Genomic DNA, 15,328 nt, shown 5'->3' with positions numbered 1-15,328 from the left:
GCCCTTGGGGAGGAAGCGCAGGTAGCTTGAGCGGCCGAAGCCGCACAGGAAACGACGTCAGCAGACCGCATTCCCTGAAAATCGTCGTTGATCCAAATCAAACAGTCCGGACCTTGCCGGGAGGCAAACGCAAAAAAGCCGGGCTCTTCCACCCGGCTTTCCGATCCGACGGCGCGGATGATCTTCAAGCGGCTTCGGCAGCTTCCGCTTCGGCGGCAACGCGAGCCTTGTCGGCTGCGCCCTTCGCGTCGACATCACGCTCGACGAACTCGATGACCGCCATGGCGGCGTTGTCACCCTGGCGGAAGCCAGCCTTCATGATACGCAGGTAGCCGCCATTGCGGTTGGCGTAACGCGAAGCGATCGAGTCGAACAGCTTGCGAACGGCATCCTGGTCCTGGATCTGCGAGATCGCCTGGCGACGAGCATGCAGGTCACCGCGCTTGCCGAGGGTGACGAGCTTCTCGACGATCGGACGGATTTCCTTCGCCTTCGGGAGCGTGGTTACGATCTGCTCATGGGTGATGAGCGAAGCAGCCATATTGGCAAACATTGCCTTGCGATGGCTTGCGGTGCGGTTGAGCTTGCGGCCGGCTTTTCCGTGGCGCATGTCTGGTCTCCTTCACTTGCAGGCATTCGCCTGCAGTCTGATTAGTTAGTATTGGTCTTCGTAGCGCTTGGCGAGGTCTTCGATATTTTCCGGCGGCCAGGCGGGAACTTCCATACCCAGATGGAGGCCCATGGATGCCAGAACTTCCTTGATCTCGTTCAGCGACTTGCGACCGAAATTCGGAGTGCGCAGCATTTCCGCCTCGGTCTTCTGGATAAGGTCGCCGATATAGACGATGTTGTCGTTCTTCAGGCAGTTGGCCGAACGGACGGAAAGTTCCAGTTCGTCCACCTTCTTGAGGAGCGCCGGGTTGAACGCCAGTTCGGTGACCGATTCCTCTTCGGTTTCCTTCTGCGGCTCGTCGAAGTTGACGAAAACGCCGAGCTGATCCTGAAGGATACGCGCTGCGAATGCGACCGCATCCTCGCCGGAAATGGAACCGTCGGTCTCGATCGTCATCGTCAGCTTGTCGTAATCGAGAACCTGTCCTTCACGGGTGTTCTCCACCTTGTAGGACACTTTCTTGACCGGCGAATACAGGCTGTCGACCGGAATCAGGCCGATCGGCGCGTCTTCTGCACGGTTACGCTCGGCAGGCACATAGCCCTTGCCGTTGTTGACCGTGAATTCCATGCGGATCTCCGCCCCCTCATCGAGCGTGCAGATCACGTGGTCGGGGTTCAGGATCTCGATGTCGCCAACCGTCTGGATGTCGCCAGCGGTGACCGAACCCGGACCCTGCTTGCGCACGACCATGCGCTTGGCATCGTCGCCATCCATCTTGATGGCGATTTCCTTGATGTTGAGCACGATATCCGTCACATCTTCCCGAACACCGGGGATGGAGGAGAACTCGTGCAGCACGCCGTCGATCTGCACGGCGGTGACGGCTGCACCCCGCAAAGACGACAGAAGCACGCGGCGAAGCGCGTTGCCGAGCGTCAGGCCAAAGCCGCGCTCAAGCGGTTCGGCAACCAGGGTTGCCTTGGTACGGCCGGAAGAGGTGAATTCCACCTTGTTCGGCTTGATCAGTTCCTGCCAGTTCTTCTGGATCATGTTCAAATACCTTCCGTTCGTTACCACCATCCAATCGTGGTAACCGAGCATGAGGAGCGCCGAGCGGATCATCCATTCCCATCGGGGACTGATGGCCATCGGCGATACGGGTAAAGCCGCCGAACCCCCATGGGAGGATCAGGCGGCCATGCCCGAGTTCACGACAGAGGCCGCCTTGCGGCAGCCTCCTGAATTCCGACGATCAGACGCGGCGCTTCTTGCGCGGGCGGCAACCATTGTGCGGGATCGGGGTCACGTCGCGGATCGAGGTGATCATGAAGCCGGCAGCCTGCAGCGCGCGCAGAGCCGATTCACGGCCGGAACCCGGACCGCAAACTTCGACTTCCAGCGACTTCATGCCGTGCTCCTGCGCCTTCTTGGCGCAGTCTTCAGCAGCGATCTGAGCGGCGAACGGGGTCGACTTGCGCGAACCCTTGAAACCCTTCGCACCGGCCGACGACCAGGCAATCGCATTGCCCTGCGCGTCGGTGATGGTGATCATCGTGTTGTTGAAGGTAGAATTGACGTGGGCAACGCCCGACGTAATATTCTTGCGCTCGCGACGGCGAACGCGGGTGGCTTCCTTGGCCATATTGTCCCTTTCGTTGATCTCTGCACCGCCGTAATTCCAGCGGCTCCACCTTGGAGTGGGCGACCCCAGCAGCGAGCAGAGCTACCCCTACTCAACCGCCATCACCCACCCAAAATTACTTCTTCTTACCGGCGATCGCCTTGGCCGGACCCTTGCGGGTGCGGGCATTGGTATGCGTGCGCTGACCGCGGACCGGCAGGCCGCGACGATGACGCAGACCGCGGTAGCAGCCGAGGTCCATCAGGCGCTTGATGTTCATCGCGGTTTCGCGACGAAGATCACCCTCGACCTGATAGTCACGGTCGATGGTTTCGCGGATCTGAAGGATCTCGGAGTCCGTCAGCTGATGGACGCGCTTGTCAGCCGGGAGACCGACCTTGTCCATGATCTCCTGAGCGAATTTCGAGCCGATCCCGTGAATGTAGGTCAGCGCGATGACAACGCGCTTCGCAGTCGGGATGTTGACGCCAGCGATACGTGCCACGCCTATTCTCCTTGGTTCCAGTTGCCATCCGGCAAGTGGTACTTTCTTCCATGAAAGCGGCTCACCAGCCGCCAGTTCAAACGTCATCCGGAACAGGTCAAAACGACCGGTCCCGGATGTCCTTTCGGGAAATCCGCGCCGATCGCTTAAAGCTGTCGCGAGTTGGCGCGGTGTTTAGCGGAATCGGCGCTGAAATGCAACCGCTCCGCCCAAGATTCTTTAACAGATCGATGACGGTCTGCTTTTGCGCATGTCTTTGTCCCAAAACCGGTTCCCGCTTTTGGGAGACATGCGCTAGAGCGCCGCCAGGATTTCTTCGATATCGGCAGTGACCTTGTCCATCTCTGCCATTCCGTCCACCACCTTGAGCTTGCCCTTGGCGTAGTAATAGCCGATCAGCGGCGAGGTTTCCTTGTAGTAGACCTCGAGGCGCTTGGTCATGGTCTCGGCATTGTCGTCCGGACGGCGCTTGAAATGCGTCGATCCGCACTTGTCACAGACGCCTTCCTTGGCCGGCTTCTTGTCCGTGTCGTGATAGACCGTCCCGCACTGGGCACAGGAATAGCGGCCCGAGACACGCCGGATGAGTTCCTGGTCGTCGACACGAAGTTCAACGACGACCGAGAGATCCAGCCCCTTGGCCGCCAGCATCTGCTCGGTCGCATCCGCCTGAACCAGGGTGCGCGGAAAACCGTCAAGGATAAATCCGTTCGCGGCATCCGGCTGGTCGATACGCTCGGAAACGATCGCGTTGACGATTTCGTCGGAGACGAGGTTGCCGGCATCCATGACGGCCTTGGCGCGCTTGCCGACTTCCGTCTGGGCGGCCACCGCCGCGCGCAACATGTCTCCGGTGGAGAGCTGCGGTATGCCGTGCTTCTCCACGATCCGCTGGGCCTGGGTCCCCTTGCCCGCACCCGGCGGCCCCAAAAGAATCAATCTCATCGTCCCCTCTTTCCTCCGCGCAATTTCGACTTCTTGATCAGGCCCTCATACTGCTGTGCGATGAGGTGTCCCTGAATCTGTGCAACCGTATCGAGGGTTACACTGACAACGATCAAAAGCGAAGTACCACCAAGGGCTAATGGAACGCCTGTACGAGCCACCAGGAATTCCGGCAGGATGCAGACGAAAACCAGGTAAATCGCGCCGATGACCGTGATGCGGGTCAGCACATAATCGATGTATTCGGCAGTCCGCTCACCCGGACGGATGCCCGGGATGAAGCCGCCATGCTTCTTCAGATTGTCGGCGGTGTCCTTCGGATTGAAGACGATCGCCGTGTAGAAGAAGGCGAAGAACGCGATCAGCAGGCCGTAAAACAGCATGAACAGCGGCTGGCCATGGCCGAGCGACGAGATGATCATGGTCGCCCAGTTCGGAAGCTCGCTCGTGCCGGCAAAGCCTGCGGCCGTCGCCGGCAGAAGCAGGAGCGACGAGGCAAAGATCGCAGGAATGACGCCGGAGGTGTTGAGCTTCAGCGGCAGGTGCGACGTATCGCCCTGGAACATGCGGTTGCCGACCTGACGCTTCGGATACTGGATCAGCAGCCGACGCTGTGCCCGCTCGACGAAGACGATCAGGGTAATGACTGCGATCGCCACGACGATGACGGTCAGGATCAGCGCCGTCGGAAGCGCACCGGTGCGGCCAAGTTCGAGCGTGCCGGCGAGCGCGGTCGGCAGACCGGCGGCGATGCCCGAGAAGATGATCAGCGAAATGCCGTTGCCGATGCCGCGCGACGTGATCTGCTCACCGAGCCACATCAGGAACATGGTGCCGCCAAGCAGCGTCACGACGGTGGACAGGCGGAAGAACCAGCCTGGCTCGGTCACGATCCCCTGCCCGCTTTCAAGACCGGCGGCAATGCCATAGGCCTGCAGCGCGCCGAGGATCACGGTGCCGTAGCGGGTGTACTGGTTGATGATCTTGCGGCCCTGCTCGCCTTCCTTCTTCAAGGCTTCCAGCGAAGGCACGACCGAGGTCATGAGCTGCACGATGATCGATGCGGAGATATAGGGCATGATGCCGAGCGCGAAGATCGCCATGCGCTCCACGGCGCCGCCCGAAAACATGTTAAAGAGGCCGAGGATGCCGCCAGATTGGCCGCGGAAGGCCTGCGCATAGGCTTCGGGGTTGAGGCCCGGAAGCGGAATATGGGTGCCGAGGCGATAAACGAGCAATGCTGCGAGGGTGAACCACAGCCGCTTCTTGAGGTCCTCCGCCTTGGCGAAGGTGGAAAAATTCAGATTGGAGGCAAGTTGTTCCGCTGCAGAAGCCATGCAATTCTCCGCCTGACCAATTCTCCGGCGGCGGGAAGAGTGCCGGACCCGGAAAGCAGTCTCTCAAATTCTGGTTCAAAAAACCGGGCGCGGAGATTGCGGGCGCAATCAGATGCCTCACCCTGTTTTCCGTGTGATCCCGGCCCAGCGACCGGCAGATCGCATCGGGATCGTGAGGCTCACATATGGAGATAAAATCGCCCGGTGTGAAGCTCAAACCGGGCGATTCTCAAACGATTTATTCCGCGGCAGCTTCGACTGCGGCGAGCAGCTTCACAGAACCGCCAGCCTTCTCGATCTTCTCGACGGCAGCCTTGGAAGCGCCGGCGACTTCGATCGAAACCTTGGCCTTCAGTTCACCGTCCGCGAGGATGCGAACGCCATCCTTCGGGCGGCGGATGACGCCGGCAGCCTTGAGCGCTGCGGCATCGATCGTTGCCTTGGGATCAAGCTTCTTGGCATCGATCGCGGTCTGGATACGACCGAGCGAAACGGTGACGTATTCGGAAGCGAAGATGTTGGTGAAGCCGCGCTTCGGCAGGCGACGATAGATCGGCATCTGGCCGCCTTCGAAGCCCTTGATCGCAACGCCGGAACGGGCCTTCTGACCCTTCACGCCGCGGCCGCCGGTCTTGCCCTTGCCGGAGCCGATGCCGCGACCAACGCGGATACGCTCCTTGGAGGCGCCTTCGTTGTCCTTGATCTCATTCAGTTTCATGGTCAATTCCTCCGTCTCACTTCTCGTCGACAATGCGGACGAGATGCTGGACAGCCCGGATCATGCCACGAACGGAAGGCGTATCTTCCAGGGTGCGGGTCCGGTGCATCTTGTTGAGGCCGAGCCCGATCAGCGTCTTGCGCTGGACTTCCGGGCGGCGGATAGGCGAACCGATCTGCTCGATCGTGATCGTCTTGTTGGCGGCTTCTGCCTTCTTGGCCATAATCCGCTCTCCTTATTCTTCCGAGGTGACACCGGAAGAAGCACGGCGGGCCTGAAGCGTTGCATACTTGATGCCGCGCTGGGCTGCGATGTCCTTCGGGTGAACCTGGTGCTTCAGGGCGTCGAACGTGGCGCGAACCATGTTGTACGGGTTCGACGAACCGGTCGACTTGGCGACGACGTCATGAACGCCGAGGGTCTCGAAAACGGCGCGCATCGGACCGCCGGCGATGATACCGGTACCGGCCTTGGCCGCACGCAGCAGAACTTTGCCGGCGCCGTGACGACCATTGACGTCATGATGCAGCGTACGGCCGTCACGCAGCGGTACGAAGATGAGATCACGCTTCGCGCTTTCGGTCGCCTTGCGGATGGCTTCCGGCACTTCGCGCGCCTTGCCATGGCCGAAGCCGACGCGGCCCTTCTGGTCGCCGACGACGACGAGAGCTGCAAAACCGAAACGACGGCCGCCCTTGACGACCTTGGCGACGCGGTTGATCGCGACCAGCTTGTCGACGAATTCGCTATCGCGCTCTTCACGGCTCTGGCGATCGTCGCGCGAGCCTCTTCTTTCCTGTGCCATTGTCCTTTTCCTTTTTCTTTTCCGGGTGCAATCGGCAGATTACAATTTACGTCCACGCAATTCGGGACGGAAAGCCGCCTGGCGCCTTTCCTGGAATTGCCCTGGATCCGGAAGGATATTCCGGAGGTTGCGGCAAACCGCATTTCGCCCGGCCCCCCTTGTTCCGGGAGACCGGGCGAAAACTCTTAGAAGCTCAGACCGCCTTCGCGGGCAGCATCGGCAAGCGCCTTGATGCGACCGTGATAAATGAAGGCGCCGCGATCGAACACGACTTCCTTCACGCCGGCCTCGGAGGCGCGCGCGGCCACCAGCTTGCCGACAGCGGCGGCCGCCGCAACGTCAGCGCCGGTCTTCAAAGACGAGCGCAAACCCGCATCGAGCGTGGACGCGGCAGCAAGCGTGCGGCCGGCCACATCATCGATGACCTGAGCGTAGATGTTCTTCGACGAGCGATGAACCGACAGGCGCGGACGGCCGTTGGCGACCGCCTTGAGCTGGCGGCGCACGCGGCTCGCGCGCTTTGCAAGTGCTTCTTTCCTGCTAGCCATATCGCGTAATCCTTACTTCTTCTTGCCTTCCTTGCGGACGATCCGTTCCTCAGCGTACTTGACGCCTTTGCCCTTGTAGGGCTCCGGACCGCGGTATTCGCGGATTTCCGCGGCAACCTGACCGACCTGCTGCTTATTGATGCCCGAGACGACGATTTCCGTCGGCTTCGGCACGGCAATGGTAATGCCCTGCGGCGGCTCGTAGACAACGTCGTGGGAAAAGCCGAGCGCGAGCTGCAGGTTCTTGCCCTGCATCGACGCACGGTAACCAACGCCGTTGATTTCGAGCTTGCGCTCGTAGCCGTCCTTAACACCCTTGAAGATGTTCTCGATCATCGTGCGGGACATGCCCCACTTCGAACGAGCATCCTTGGTTTCGTTGACCGGGGTCACCGAAACCGCATTGTCTTCGAGCTTCAGCTTGATCTCGTCGTTCGCGACAAAGAACAGCTCGCCCTTCGGGCCCTTCGCAGTCACCTTCTGGCCATCAACAGAGGCCGTAACACCTGCAGGAACCTGAACGGGCTTTTTACCGATACGAGACATTTTTCAATCCTGTCTGTTCGTTATGGAGTTCCCCTGCTTAGGCCTTAGAAGACCGAGCAGAGAACCTCGCCACCAACGTTCTGTTCGCGAGCCTGGTGATCGGCCATCACGCCCTTCGGGGTCGAAAGGATGGTGATGCCGAGGCCGTTCGCGACCTGCGGAATGGACTTTACCGAGACATAGACCCGGCGGCCCGGCTTAGATACGCGGCCGATCTCACGGATCACCGACGCGCCTTCGTAATACTTCAGCTCGATTTCAAGCTCGGACTTGCCGTTGCCGTAATCGATTTCCGAATAACCGCGGATGTAACCTTCGGCCTGCAGGACGTCCAAAACGCGGGCGCGCAGCTTGGAAGCAGGCGTCGTCACGGTCGACTTGCGGCGGGAAGCGCCGTTGCGGATACGGGTGAGCATATCGCCCAAGGGATCAGTCATGGTCATCTAACGATCTCCTTACCAGCTCGACTTGACGATGCCCGGCACCTTGCCGAGGTTACCCAGCTCACGAAGCGCGATACGCGACATCTTGAGCTTGCGATAGAAAGCGCGCGGGCGACCGGTGACTTCGCAACGGTTGCGGATACGCGTCTTCGAGCCATCGCGCGGCAGTTCCGCCAGCTTCAGAGTGGCCTTGAACCGCTCTTCGATCGGCAGTTCCTGGTTCATGATGGTCGCCTTCAGGACAGCGCGCTTGGCGGCGTGCTGGGCAACGGTCTTGCGGCGGCGCTTGTTCTTTTCAACTGCGCTGGTTTTCGCCATATCGGAGTTCCTTTTTAACGCTCGTCGTTACGGTTACTGACGGAACGGGAAGTTGAACTCTTTCAGAAGAGCCCGCGCTTCGTCGTCGTTGGTCGCCGTCGTGCAAACGATGATGTCCATGCCCCACATCTGATCAACCTTGTCGTAGTTGATCTCCGGGAACACAATGTGTTCCTTGAGGCCCATGGCGAAGTTGCCACGGCCGTCAAAGCTCTTCGGGTTCAGGCCGCGGAAGTCGCGAACGCGCGGCAGCGCGATGTTGATCAGGCGGTCCATGAATTCGTACATGCGGGCGCCGCGCAGGGTGACCTTCGCGCCGATCGGCATGTTCTCGCGCACCTTGAAGCCTGCGATCGAATTGCGTGCCTTGGTGATGACCGGCTTCTGGCCGGCGATCGCCGCCAGGTCGGCAGCAGCCACCGTGGGCTTCTTCGAATCAGCGGTCGCCTCGCCCACACCCATGTTGATGACGATCTTGTCCAGCCTGGGGATCATCATGTCGTTCTTGTAGGAGAACTGTTCCTTCATCGCGGCACGGATGCGGGAAACGTATTCCTTCTTGAGCCGCGGCTCGTACTTTGCCTCAGCCATCGATCACATCTCCCGTACGCTTGGCCACACGCACCTTCTTGCCGTCGACGACCTGGAAACCGACGCGGGTCGGCTTGCCGTCCTTGGCGACGATCGCAATGTTCGACAGGTGAATGGATGCTTCCTTGTTGATGATGCCGGCTTCCTGCGTCTGGGTCTGGCGCTGGTGGCGCTTCACCATGTTGACGCCACGCACAACGGCACGATCTTCCTTCGGCAGGACCTGGACAACTTCGCCCGTGCGACCCTTGTCCTTGCCGGTCAATACGACGACGTTGTCGCCCTTCTTAATCTTCTGCATGTGTCCCGCTCCCTCTTACAGAACTTCCGGAGCCAGCGAGATGATCTTCATATGGTTCTTGGCGCGAAGTTCGCGCGGAACCGGTCCGAAGATACGGGTGCCGATCGGCTCTTTCTTGTTGTCGATAAGGACCGCTGCGTTGTTGTCGAAGCGGATGACGCTGCCGTCCGGACGACGGATATCCTTGGCGGTACGCACAACAACCGCCTTCATCACATCACCCTTCTTGACGCGGCCGCGCGGGATCGCTTCCTTGATCGAAACGACGATGATGTCGCCGATCGAAGCGTACTTGCGCTTGGAGCCGCCCAGCACCTTGATGCACATGACACGACGTGCGCCGGAATTATCCGCCACGTCGAGGTTTGTTTGCATCTGAATCATGTCAGGTCGCCTTTTTCTAATGACCGAACCAAAGGACGCAAAGACGCCCTGTTTCGGCTTATGGACAGAATTTCGATGTGCGCGGGATGGGTCTTGCCAAGGTGGTTTCCCTGAAAGGGACCTTCCCTGCGCTCAAAGCAAAAGAACGCCCGTTGCCGAGCGTCCTGCGCCAATGCGCTGCTTCATACAGATATTTCAGCCAGACGCAAGGGCCTGGCTGCATTCTCTGCAAATTAAGCCTGGGCGGAAACGACCGTCCAGCGCTTGTCCTTGGAGATCGGCGCGCATTCCTCGATGGAAACCACGTCGCCAACCTTGTACTGGTTGTTCTCGTCATGCGCTTTGTACTTCTTGGAACGGCGGACCGTCTTTTGAAGCAACGGATGCGCGAATCGGCGCTCTACCCGGACAACAACGGTCTTCTCGTTCTTGTCGGAAACGACTACGCCCTGCAGAATGCGTTTCGGCATATTGTTCTTCCTTAAGCCTTGGCTTCTGCCGCCTTCTGGCGGGCAATGGTTTTCACGCGGGCGATATCCTTGCGGACTTCGTTGATGCGCGAGGACTTTTCGAGCTGACCGGTCGCCTTCTGGAAGCGCAGATTGAACTGCTCCTTCTTGAGGTCGGCAAGCTTGTCCTTGAGCTGGTCGGCCGTGAGGCCGCGTACGTCTTCGGCTTTCATCGTGCCTTCTCCTTACTCTGCGATGCGCTGTACGAAGCGCGTCTTGACCGAGAGCTTGGCGGCGCCGAGGCGAAGCGCTTCACGCGCCGTGTCTTCCGGAACACCATCGATCTCGAACATGATACGGCCGGGCTTGACCTTGCAGGCCCAGTATTCGACCGAACCCTTGCCCTTACCCATACGCACTTCGGTCGGCTTGGCGGTGACCGGAACATCCGGGAACACGCGGATCCAGACGCGGCCGGCGCGCTTCATGTGACGGGTGATCGCGCGGCGGGCCGCTTCGATCTCGCGGGCATTGACGCGGTTGGGCTCCTGTGACTTCAGGCCGAATTCGCCGAAGGCCAGATCGAAGCCGCCCTTGGCCACACCCTTGATGCGCCCCTTGAACTGCTTGCGGTACTTGGTACGCTTTGGCTGCAACATTTTCTTACTTCTCCGAGCTTATCTTTCGCCAGCGCTTATCAAGCGTTTTCGCGTTCGCGGCGACGATCGCCACGATCGCGGTCACGGCTTGCCGGACCCTGCGCATCGCCTTCCAGCGCGCGACGTTCGGAAGCCATCGGGTCGTGCTCAAGGATTTCACCCTTGAAGATCCAGACCTTGATGCCGCAAATACCGAATGCGGTTTCGGCTTCAGCCGTACCGTAATCGATGTCGGCGCGCAGCGTGTGCAGCGGAACGCGACCTTCGCGATACCATTCGGTACGGGCGATTTCCGCACCACCGAGACGGCCGGCGCAGGTGATCTTGATGCCTTCGGCGCCGAGACGCATGGCCGACTGAACGGCACGCTTCATCGCACGGCGGAAAGCCACGCGGCGCTCGAGCTGCTGGGCGATCGACTGAGCGACCAGCGTCGAGTCGATTTCCGGCTTGCGCACTTCGACGATGTTGAGGTGCGTTTCCGAGTTGGTCATCGTGGAAAGCTTCTTGCGGAGCTTCTCGATGTCTGCACCCTTCTTGCCGATGATCAGGCCCGGACGAGCCGAGTGGATCGTGACGCGGCACTTCTTGTGCGGACGCTCGATGACAACCTTTGCGATGCCGGCCTGCTTCAGCTCCTGCATCAGGTAGGCGCGGATCTTCAGGTCCTCGTGGAGGAGCTGGCCGTATTCGGCGTTATCGGCGAACCAGCGGCTGTCCCAGGTACGGTTGATGCCGAGGCGGAAACCGATCGGATTGATTTTCTGGCCCATTATGCGGCCTCCCCTTTTTCCTCGACTTCGCGAACGACGATCGTCAGATGCGCAAACGGCTTCTCGATCCGCGAGGCGCGACCGCGGCCACGGGCGTGGAAGCGCTTCATCACGATCGACTTGCCGACATAGGCTTCGGAGACGATCAGCGAGTCGACGTCGAGGTCATGGTTGTTTTCGGCATTGGCGATCGCAGACTCGAGCGTCTTCTTCACCGTGCCGGCGATACGCTTGCGCGAGAACTCAAGCTCGGCGAGCGCGCGATCGACCTTCTTGCCGCGGATCATGGCGGCAACGAGGTTCAGCTTCTGGGGGCTGACACGGAGCGTGCGCGCAACTGCCTGCGCCTCGTTATCCTTCAGCCGGCGTTCGGTCTTAGCCTTCGCCATGATTACTTCCTCTTCGCCTTCTTGTCCGCGCCGTGACCATAATAGGTCCGGGTGGGAGCGAATTCACCGAACTTGTGTCCGACCATGTCTTCGTTGACGCTGACCGGGATGTGCTTCGAGCCATTGTAGACGCCAAAGGTCAAACCAACGAACTGCGGCAGGATGGTGGAACGACGGCTCCACATCTTGATCACTTCACTGCGTCCGCCTTCACGTACCTTCTCAGCCTTCTTGAGAAGATAGCCGTCAACAAACGGACCTTTCCAAACTGAACGAGCCATTGAACGACTTCCTCTCTTACTTCTTCACGTGGCGCGAGCGCATGATGAACTTGTCTGTCGACTTGTTCGAACGGGTGCGCTTGCCCTTCGTCGGCTTGCCCCACGGGGTCACCGGGTGGCGACCACCCGAGGTACGGCCTTCACCACCGCCGTGCGGGTGGTCGACCGGGTTCATGACGACGCCGCGGTTATGCGGACGCTTGCCCCGCCAGACGGTACGACCGGCCTTGCCGTCATTGATGTTGCCGTGATCGGGGTTCGATACAGCACCGATCGATGCAAGGCAAGAGCCGTGCACCAGGCGCTGCTCGCCGGAGTTGAGGCGCAGGATCGCCATGCCCTGGTCGCGGCCGACGAGCTGAACATAGGTGCCTGCAGAGCGGGCGATCTGACCACCCTTACCCGGCTTCATCTCGACGTTGTGAACGATGGAGCCGACCGGGATGTACTGCAGGGGCATGGTATTGCCCGGCTTGACATCGACCGCCTTGTTGGAAGCGATCACCTTGTCGCCGGCAGCCAGACGCTGCGGAGCGAGAATGTAGGCCTGCTCGCCGTCCGTATAGGTCACGAGCGCGATGAATGCCGTGCGGTTCGGGTCGTATTCCAAACGCTCGACCGTGCCCTCGACGTCGAACTTACGACGCTTGAAGTCGATCAGGCGATAGGTCCGCTTGTGACCGCCGCCGATAAAGCGAGCGGTGATGCGACCGTTGTTGTTGCGACCGCCGCTCTTGGAGAGACCTTCCGTCAGCGTCTTGACCGGCTTGCCCTTCCAGAGGCCCGAGCGGTCGACGATGACCAGCTGGCGCTGGCTCGGGGTCGTCGGATTGTAGCTTTTCAATGCCATTGTCTTATACCTCAGAGACCGGTGGAGACGTCGATCGTCTGACCTTCGGCCAGGGTGACGACAGCCTTCTTGACGTCCTTCTGCTTGCCGATGAAGCCGCGGAACCGCTTCACCTTGCCCTTGCGGACAAGCGTGTTGACGGCCGTGACCTTCACGCCGAACAGCGCCTCGACGGCAGCCTTGATCTCCGGCTTGGAAGCAGTCTTGGCAACGTTGAAGACGACCTGGTTCTGCTCGGATGCCAGCGTCGACTTTTCGGTGATCGCAGGAGAAACGATCACATCATAGTGGCGAAGATCGGTCACTTGAAACGCTCCTCTAGAGCTTCCACAGCAGCCTTGGAAAGCACGAGCTTGCCGCGGCGCAGGATGTCGTAAACATTGATGCCCTGAACCGGCAGAACATCGACATTCGGGATGTTCTGGGCAGCGAGCTTGAAGTTGCTGTCGAGTTCGACACCGCCGATGAACAGCGCATTGGTCAGGCCGAGCGTCTCGAAGGAGCCGGCAAGAGCCTTGGTCTTGGCTTCAGCGGCGACCAGGTTGTCGACGATGATCAGATCTTCAGCCTTCATCTTGGCAGAGAGAGCGTGACGCAGAGCCAGCGCACGGACCTTCTTCGGAAGATCATGCTCGTGGCTGCGGACGACCGGACCATGGGCCTTGCCGCCACCGCGGAACTGCGGAGCGCGAGCGGAATGGTGACGAGCGCGGCCCGTACCCTTCTGCTTGTACATCTTCGAACCGGTGCGGGCGATTTCCGAACGGCCCTTCGACTTGTGAGTGCCCTGCTGCTTCTTGGCGAGCTGCCAACGAATCATGCGGGCCAGAATGTCTTCACGGGGATCGAGTCCGAAAATCTCATCCGACAGGGAGACCTTGCCGGCGTCTTTTCCCTCGAGGGTCTTGACGTTATATTCCATTGTAGCTGGCTCCCTTACTTCGCGGCCGACTTGACGGCGTCGCGAACGACGATCCACGAGCCCTTGGAGCCGGGAACGGCACCCTTGACGAGGATCAGGCCACGGTTTTCGTCGGTGGAGACGATTTCGAGGTTCTGGGTGGTGACGCGCGTCTGGCCCATGTGACCAGCCATGCGCTTGCCCTTCCAGACCTTGCCCGGATCCTGGTTATTGCCGGTCGAACCATGCGAGCGGTGCGAAACGGACACACCGTGCGTGGCGCGCAGACCGCCGAAATTGTGGCGCTTCATGGCACCGGCAAAACCCTTACCGATCGAGGTGCCGGTGACGTCCACCAGCTGGCCGGCCTGGAAATGGGCGGCCGTCAGCTCGGTGCCGACATCAATCATGTTGTCTTCGGAAACGCGAAACTCGACGAGCTTCGCCTTCGGCTCGACATTGGCGACGGCAAAGTTGCCGCGCATCGCCTTGGACGTGTTCTTCACCTTGGCCGTGCCGGCGCCCAGCTGAACAGCCGTATAGCCATTCTTCTCGACGGTGCGCTGCGCGACGACCTGGCAGTTGTCCAGCCGCAATACGGTTACCGGGATATGCTCGCCGGCGTCGTTATAGACGCGGGTCATTCCCACCTTCTGTGCAATTACACCCGAACGCATCGGTTCAATCCTTCTCACTCAGTCTGAAACCCTGGCCGAAACCAAGGTCTCAGAGCTTGATCTCAACATCGACACCGGCGGCGAGGTCGAGCTTCATCAGCGCGTCCACCGTCTGCGGCGTCGGGTCAACGATATCGAGAAGGCGCTTGTGGGTGCGCATCTCGAACTGCTCGCGGCTCTTCTTGTCGATGTGGGGGGACCGGTTAACCGTAAACTTCTCGATGCGGGTCGGAAGCGGAACGGGGCCCCGGACGCTAGCACCGGTGCGCTTCGCCGTCGACACGATCTCGCGCGTGGAAGCATCGAGAATCCGGTGATCGAACGCCTTCAGGCGAATGCGGATATTTTGGCCGTTCATTCGACGTTATCCTTGTTGTCTGTTATCCACGTGCCCAAACGAAACGGCACGGGTTGTTCTTCTTCCTAAGGCGGACCACCGGTTTCAAAGATCGAAGGGGACGCCGCAACCGGCATCCCTTTCCAGTCTCCAGGCCCTTAAGGCCCACCTTATGTGTTTGATTTCTGCCTCGAAGCGAAGCAGGAGCAAATCGCGCTGGCGCGCCATTTGCTACATTTTTATGTCATAAGCAAGCGGCTATCCGCCGCTTGCTTAAAAAGATCACTCGACGATGGATGCGACGATGCCGGCGCCGACGGTGCGGCCGCCTTCG

General features: G+C 60.1%; 27 protein-coding genes. All 27 read right to left on the bottom strand.

The window, feature by feature from the left end; translation table 11 throughout:
* Nucleotides 1–184: 184 nt before the first annotated feature.
* Nucleotides 185–610, bottom strand: coding sequence for a 50S ribosomal protein L17 (rplQ, locus tag JL39_RS13470; protein WP_037151152.1), 426 nt, complete (start codon nucleotides 608–610; stop codon nucleotides 185–187).
* 45 nt (nucleotides 611–655) lie between these two features.
* The gene (locus tag JL39_RS13465) at nucleotides 656–1,666 is read right to left on the bottom strand and encodes a DNA-directed RNA polymerase subunit alpha (protein WP_037151252.1); all 1,011 of its coding nucleotides are present in this window, start codon (nucleotides 1,664–1,666) and stop codon (nucleotides 656–658) included.
* A gap of 202 nt (nucleotides 1,667–1,868) precedes the next feature.
* Nucleotides 1,869–2,258, bottom strand: coding sequence for a 30S ribosomal protein S11 (gene rpsK, locus JL39_RS13460; RefSeq protein WP_007766864.1), 390 nt, complete (start codon nucleotides 2,256–2,258; stop codon nucleotides 1,869–1,871).
* A gap of 115 nt (nucleotides 2,259–2,373) precedes the next feature.
* Nucleotides 2,374–2,742: a 30S ribosomal protein S13 gene (gene rpsM, locus JL39_RS13455; protein ID WP_037151149.1), complete on the bottom strand. Its 369-nt coding sequence runs from the start codon at nucleotides 2,740–2,742 to the stop codon at nucleotides 2,374–2,376.
* A gap of 294 nt (nucleotides 2,743–3,036) precedes the next feature.
* Nucleotides 3,037–3,687: an adenylate kinase gene (locus JL39_RS13450; protein ID WP_037151146.1), complete on the bottom strand. Its 651-nt coding sequence runs from the start codon at nucleotides 3,685–3,687 to the stop codon at nucleotides 3,037–3,039.
* Entirely contained in the window at nucleotides 3,684–5,024 is a 1,341-nt protein-coding gene (gene secY, locus JL39_RS13445) for a preprotein translocase subunit SecY (protein ID WP_037151143.1), read from the bottom strand. The genes JL39_RS13450 and secY overlap by 4 nt, the downstream gene beginning before the upstream one ends.
* A 238-nt stretch (nucleotides 5,025–5,262) precedes the next feature.
* Nucleotides 5,263–5,742 carry a 50S ribosomal protein L15 gene (gene rplO / locus JL39_RS13440; RefSeq protein ID WP_037151140.1) on the bottom strand — a complete coding sequence of 160 codons (480 nt, stop codon included), beginning with the start codon at nucleotides 5,740–5,742 and terminating at the stop codon, nucleotides 5,263–5,265.
* A gap of 16 nt (nucleotides 5,743–5,758) precedes the next feature.
* Nucleotides 5,759–5,965 (bottom strand): 50S ribosomal protein L30, encoded by a 207-nt coding sequence (gene rpmD, locus JL39_RS13435; protein WP_037151137.1) that lies wholly within the window; start codon nucleotides 5,963–5,965, stop codon nucleotides 5,759–5,761.
* Between the two features lie 12 nt (nucleotides 5,966–5,977).
* On the bottom strand, nucleotides 5,978–6,547 hold the full coding sequence (rpsE, locus tag JL39_RS13430) for a 30S ribosomal protein S5 (RefSeq protein ID WP_037151134.1): 570 nt from the start codon (nucleotides 6,545–6,547) through the stop codon (nucleotides 5,978–5,980).
* Nucleotides 6,548–6,732: 185 nt separating this feature from the next.
* A complete protein-coding gene (rplR, locus tag JL39_RS13425) occupies nucleotides 6,733–7,095 on the bottom strand; it encodes a 50S ribosomal protein L18 (RefSeq protein WP_037151131.1) in 363 nt (120 codons plus the stop codon).
* A 12-nt stretch (nucleotides 7,096–7,107) separates the two neighbouring features.
* A complete protein-coding gene (rplF, locus tag JL39_RS13420; RefSeq protein ID WP_037151128.1) occupies nucleotides 7,108–7,641 on the bottom strand; it encodes a 50S ribosomal protein L6 in 534 nt (177 codons plus the stop codon).
* Nucleotides 7,642–7,685: 44 nt separating this feature from the next.
* Nucleotides 7,686–8,084 (bottom strand): 30S ribosomal protein S8, encoded by a 399-nt coding sequence (gene rpsH, locus JL39_RS13415; RefSeq protein WP_037151125.1) that lies wholly within the window; start codon nucleotides 8,082–8,084, stop codon nucleotides 7,686–7,688.
* A gap of 12 nt (nucleotides 8,085–8,096) precedes the next feature.
* Nucleotides 8,097–8,402 (bottom strand): 30S ribosomal protein S14, encoded by a 306-nt coding sequence (gene rpsN / locus JL39_RS13410; RefSeq protein WP_037151122.1) that lies wholly within the window; start codon nucleotides 8,400–8,402, stop codon nucleotides 8,097–8,099.
* 33 nt (nucleotides 8,403–8,435) lie between these two features.
* A complete protein-coding gene (gene rplE, locus JL39_RS13405) occupies nucleotides 8,436–8,993 on the bottom strand; it encodes a 50S ribosomal protein L5 (protein WP_037151110.1) in 558 nt (185 codons plus the stop codon).
* Complete coding sequence (rplX, locus tag JL39_RS13400) at nucleotides 8,986–9,294, bottom strand: 50S ribosomal protein L24 (RefSeq protein ID WP_037151108.1); 309 nt, start codon at nucleotides 9,292–9,294, stop codon at nucleotides 8,986–8,988. Before rplX ends, rplE begins: the two co-directional genes overlap by 8 nt.
* Before the next feature lie 15 nt (nucleotides 9,295–9,309).
* A complete protein-coding gene (rplN, locus tag JL39_RS13395) occupies nucleotides 9,310–9,678 on the bottom strand; it encodes a 50S ribosomal protein L14 (RefSeq protein WP_007770138.1) in 369 nt (122 codons plus the stop codon).
* A gap of 233 nt (nucleotides 9,679–9,911) precedes the next feature.
* Nucleotides 9,912–10,148, bottom strand: coding sequence for a 30S ribosomal protein S17 (gene rpsQ / locus JL39_RS13390; protein WP_003495195.1), 237 nt, complete (start codon nucleotides 10,146–10,148; stop codon nucleotides 9,912–9,914).
* 11 nt (nucleotides 10,149–10,159) lie between these two features.
* Nucleotides 10,160–10,360 carry a 50S ribosomal protein L29 gene (gene rpmC, locus JL39_RS13385; RefSeq protein ID WP_037151107.1) on the bottom strand — a complete coding sequence of 67 codons (201 nt, stop codon included), beginning with the start codon at nucleotides 10,358–10,360 and terminating at the stop codon, nucleotides 10,160–10,162.
* Nucleotides 10,361–10,372: 12 nt separating this feature from the next.
* Nucleotides 10,373–10,786, bottom strand: a complete 414-nt coding sequence (gene rplP / locus JL39_RS13380; RefSeq protein ID WP_037151105.1) for a 50S ribosomal protein L16 — start codon at nucleotides 10,784–10,786, stop codon at nucleotides 10,373–10,375.
* A gap of 38 nt (nucleotides 10,787–10,824) precedes the next feature.
* Nucleotides 10,825–11,559 carry a 30S ribosomal protein S3 gene (gene rpsC, locus JL39_RS13375; protein ID WP_037151102.1) on the bottom strand — a complete coding sequence of 245 codons (735 nt, stop codon included), beginning with the start codon at nucleotides 11,557–11,559 and terminating at the stop codon, nucleotides 10,825–10,827.
* Complete coding sequence (rplV, locus tag JL39_RS13370; protein WP_037151099.1) at nucleotides 11,559–11,948, bottom strand: 50S ribosomal protein L22; 390 nt, start codon at nucleotides 11,946–11,948, stop codon at nucleotides 11,559–11,561. Before rplV ends, rpsC begins: the two co-directional genes overlap by 1 nt.
* A gap of 2 nt (nucleotides 11,949–11,950) precedes the next feature.
* Nucleotides 11,951–12,229: a 30S ribosomal protein S19 gene (rpsS, locus tag JL39_RS13365; RefSeq protein ID WP_029620128.1), complete on the bottom strand. Its 279-nt coding sequence runs from the start codon at nucleotides 12,227–12,229 to the stop codon at nucleotides 11,951–11,953.
* Nucleotides 12,230–12,245: 16 nt separating this feature from the next.
* Nucleotides 12,246–13,079: a 50S ribosomal protein L2 gene (gene rplB / locus JL39_RS13360; protein WP_037151096.1), complete on the bottom strand. Its 834-nt coding sequence runs from the start codon at nucleotides 13,077–13,079 to the stop codon at nucleotides 12,246–12,248.
* An 11-nt stretch (nucleotides 13,080–13,090) separates the two neighbouring features.
* On the bottom strand, nucleotides 13,091–13,384 hold the full coding sequence (locus tag JL39_RS13355) for a 50S ribosomal protein L23 (RefSeq protein ID WP_037151093.1): 294 nt from the start codon (nucleotides 13,382–13,384) through the stop codon (nucleotides 13,091–13,093).
* Entirely contained in the window at nucleotides 13,381–14,001 is a 621-nt protein-coding gene (gene rplD / locus JL39_RS13350) for a 50S ribosomal protein L4 (RefSeq protein WP_037151090.1), read from the bottom strand. The genes JL39_RS13355 and rplD overlap by 4 nt, the downstream gene beginning before the upstream one ends.
* A 14-nt stretch (nucleotides 14,002–14,015) precedes the next feature.
* Nucleotides 14,016–14,657 carry a 50S ribosomal protein L3 gene (gene rplC / locus JL39_RS13345; RefSeq protein ID WP_037151085.1) on the bottom strand — a complete coding sequence of 214 codons (642 nt, stop codon included), beginning with the start codon at nucleotides 14,655–14,657 and terminating at the stop codon, nucleotides 14,016–14,018.
* Between the two features lie 49 nt (nucleotides 14,658–14,706).
* A complete protein-coding gene (rpsJ, locus tag JL39_RS13340; RefSeq protein ID WP_003547547.1) occupies nucleotides 14,707–15,015 on the bottom strand; it encodes a 30S ribosomal protein S10 in 309 nt (102 codons plus the stop codon).
* Between the last annotated feature and the right edge of the window lie 313 nt (nucleotides 15,016–15,328).

The organism is Rhizobium sp. YS-1r (assembly GCF_000757525.1).
Classification (GTDB): Bacteria; Pseudomonadota; Alphaproteobacteria; order Rhizobiales; family Rhizobiaceae; genus Neorhizobium; species Neorhizobium petrolearium.
The sequence above is the reverse complement of the archived record's forward strand: the minus strand, read 5'-3'. Positions and strand labels throughout refer to the sequence as shown.

Coding starts and splice junctions, on each gene's coding strand:
- rplQ (WP_037151152.1), bottom strand. CDS start 610: ATGCGCCACGGAAAAGCCGGCCGCAAGCTCAACCGCACCGCAAGCCAT.
- JL39_RS13465 (WP_037151252.1), bottom strand. CDS start 1,666: ATGATCCAGAAGAACTGGCAGGAACTGATCAAGCCGAACAAGGTGGAA.
- rpsK (WP_007766864.1), bottom strand. CDS start 2,258: ATGGCCAAGGAAGCCACCCGCGTTCGCCGTCGCGAGCGCAAGAATATT.
- JL39_RS13450 (WP_037151146.1), bottom strand. CDS start 3,687: ATGAGATTGATTCTTTTGGGGCCGCCGGGTGCGGGCAAGGGGACCCAG.
- secY (WP_037151143.1), bottom strand. CDS start 5,024: ATGGCTTCTGCAGCGGAACAACTTGCCTCCAATCTGAATTTTTCCACC.
- rplO (WP_037151140.1), bottom strand. CDS start 5,742: ATGAAACTGAATGAGATCAAGGACAACGAAGGCGCCTCCAAGGAGCGT.
- rpmD (WP_037151137.1), bottom strand. CDS start 5,965: ATGGCCAAGAAGGCAGAAGCCGCCAACAAGACGATCACGATCGAGCAG.
- rpsE (WP_037151134.1), bottom strand. CDS start 6,547: ATGGCACAGGAAAGAAGAGGCTCGCGCGACGATCGCCAGAGCCGTGAA.
- rplR (WP_037151131.1), bottom strand. CDS start 7,095: ATGGCTAGCAGGAAAGAAGCACTTGCAAAGCGCGCGAGCCGCGTGCGC.
- rplF (WP_037151128.1), bottom strand. CDS start 7,641: ATGTCTCGTATCGGTAAAAAGCCCGTTCAGGTTCCTGCAGGTGTTACG.
- rpsH (WP_037151125.1), bottom strand. CDS start 8,084: ATGACCATGACTGATCCCTTGGGCGATATGCTCACCCGTATCCGCAAC.
- rpsN (WP_037151122.1), bottom strand. CDS start 8,402: ATGGCGAAAACCAGCGCAGTTGAAAAGAACAAGCGCCGCCGCAAGACC.
- rplE (WP_037151110.1), bottom strand. CDS start 8,993: ATGGCTGAGGCAAAGTACGAGCCGCGGCTCAAGAAGGAATACGTTTCC.
- rplX (WP_037151108.1), bottom strand. CDS start 9,294: ATGCAGAAGATTAAGAAGGGCGACAACGTCGTCGTATTGACCGGCAAG.
- rplN (WP_007770138.1), bottom strand. CDS start 9,678: ATGATTCAGATGCAAACAAACCTCGACGTGGCGGATAATTCCGGCGCA.
- rpsQ (WP_003495195.1), bottom strand. CDS start 10,148: ATGCCGAAACGCATTCTGCAGGGCGTAGTCGTTTCCGACAAGAACGAG.
- rpmC (WP_037151107.1), bottom strand. CDS start 10,360: ATGAAAGCCGAAGACGTACGCGGCCTCACGGCCGACCAGCTCAAGGAC.
- rplP (WP_037151105.1), bottom strand. CDS start 10,786: ATGTTGCAGCCAAAGCGTACCAAGTACCGCAAGCAGTTCAAGGGGCGC.
- rpsC (WP_037151102.1), bottom strand. CDS start 11,559: ATGGGCCAGAAAATCAATCCGATCGGTTTCCGCCTCGGCATCAACCGT.
- rplV (WP_037151099.1), bottom strand. CDS start 11,948: ATGGCGAAGGCTAAGACCGAACGCCGGCTGAAGGATAACGAGGCGCAG.
- rpsS (WP_029620128.1), bottom strand. CDS start 12,229: ATGGCTCGTTCAGTTTGGAAAGGTCCGTTTGTTGACGGCTATCTTCTC.
- rplB (WP_037151096.1), bottom strand. CDS start 13,079: ATGGCATTGAAAAGCTACAATCCGACGACCCCGAGCCAGCGCCAGCTG.
- rplD (WP_037151090.1), bottom strand. CDS start 14,001: ATGGAATATAACGTCAAGACCCTCGAGGGAAAAGACGCCGGCAAGGTC.
- rplC (WP_037151085.1), bottom strand. CDS start 14,657: ATGCGTTCGGGTGTAATTGCACAGAAGGTGGGAATGACCCGCGTCTAT.
- rpsJ (WP_003547547.1), bottom strand. CDS start 15,015: ATGAACGGCCAAAATATCCGCATTCGCCTGAAGGCGTTCGATCACCGG.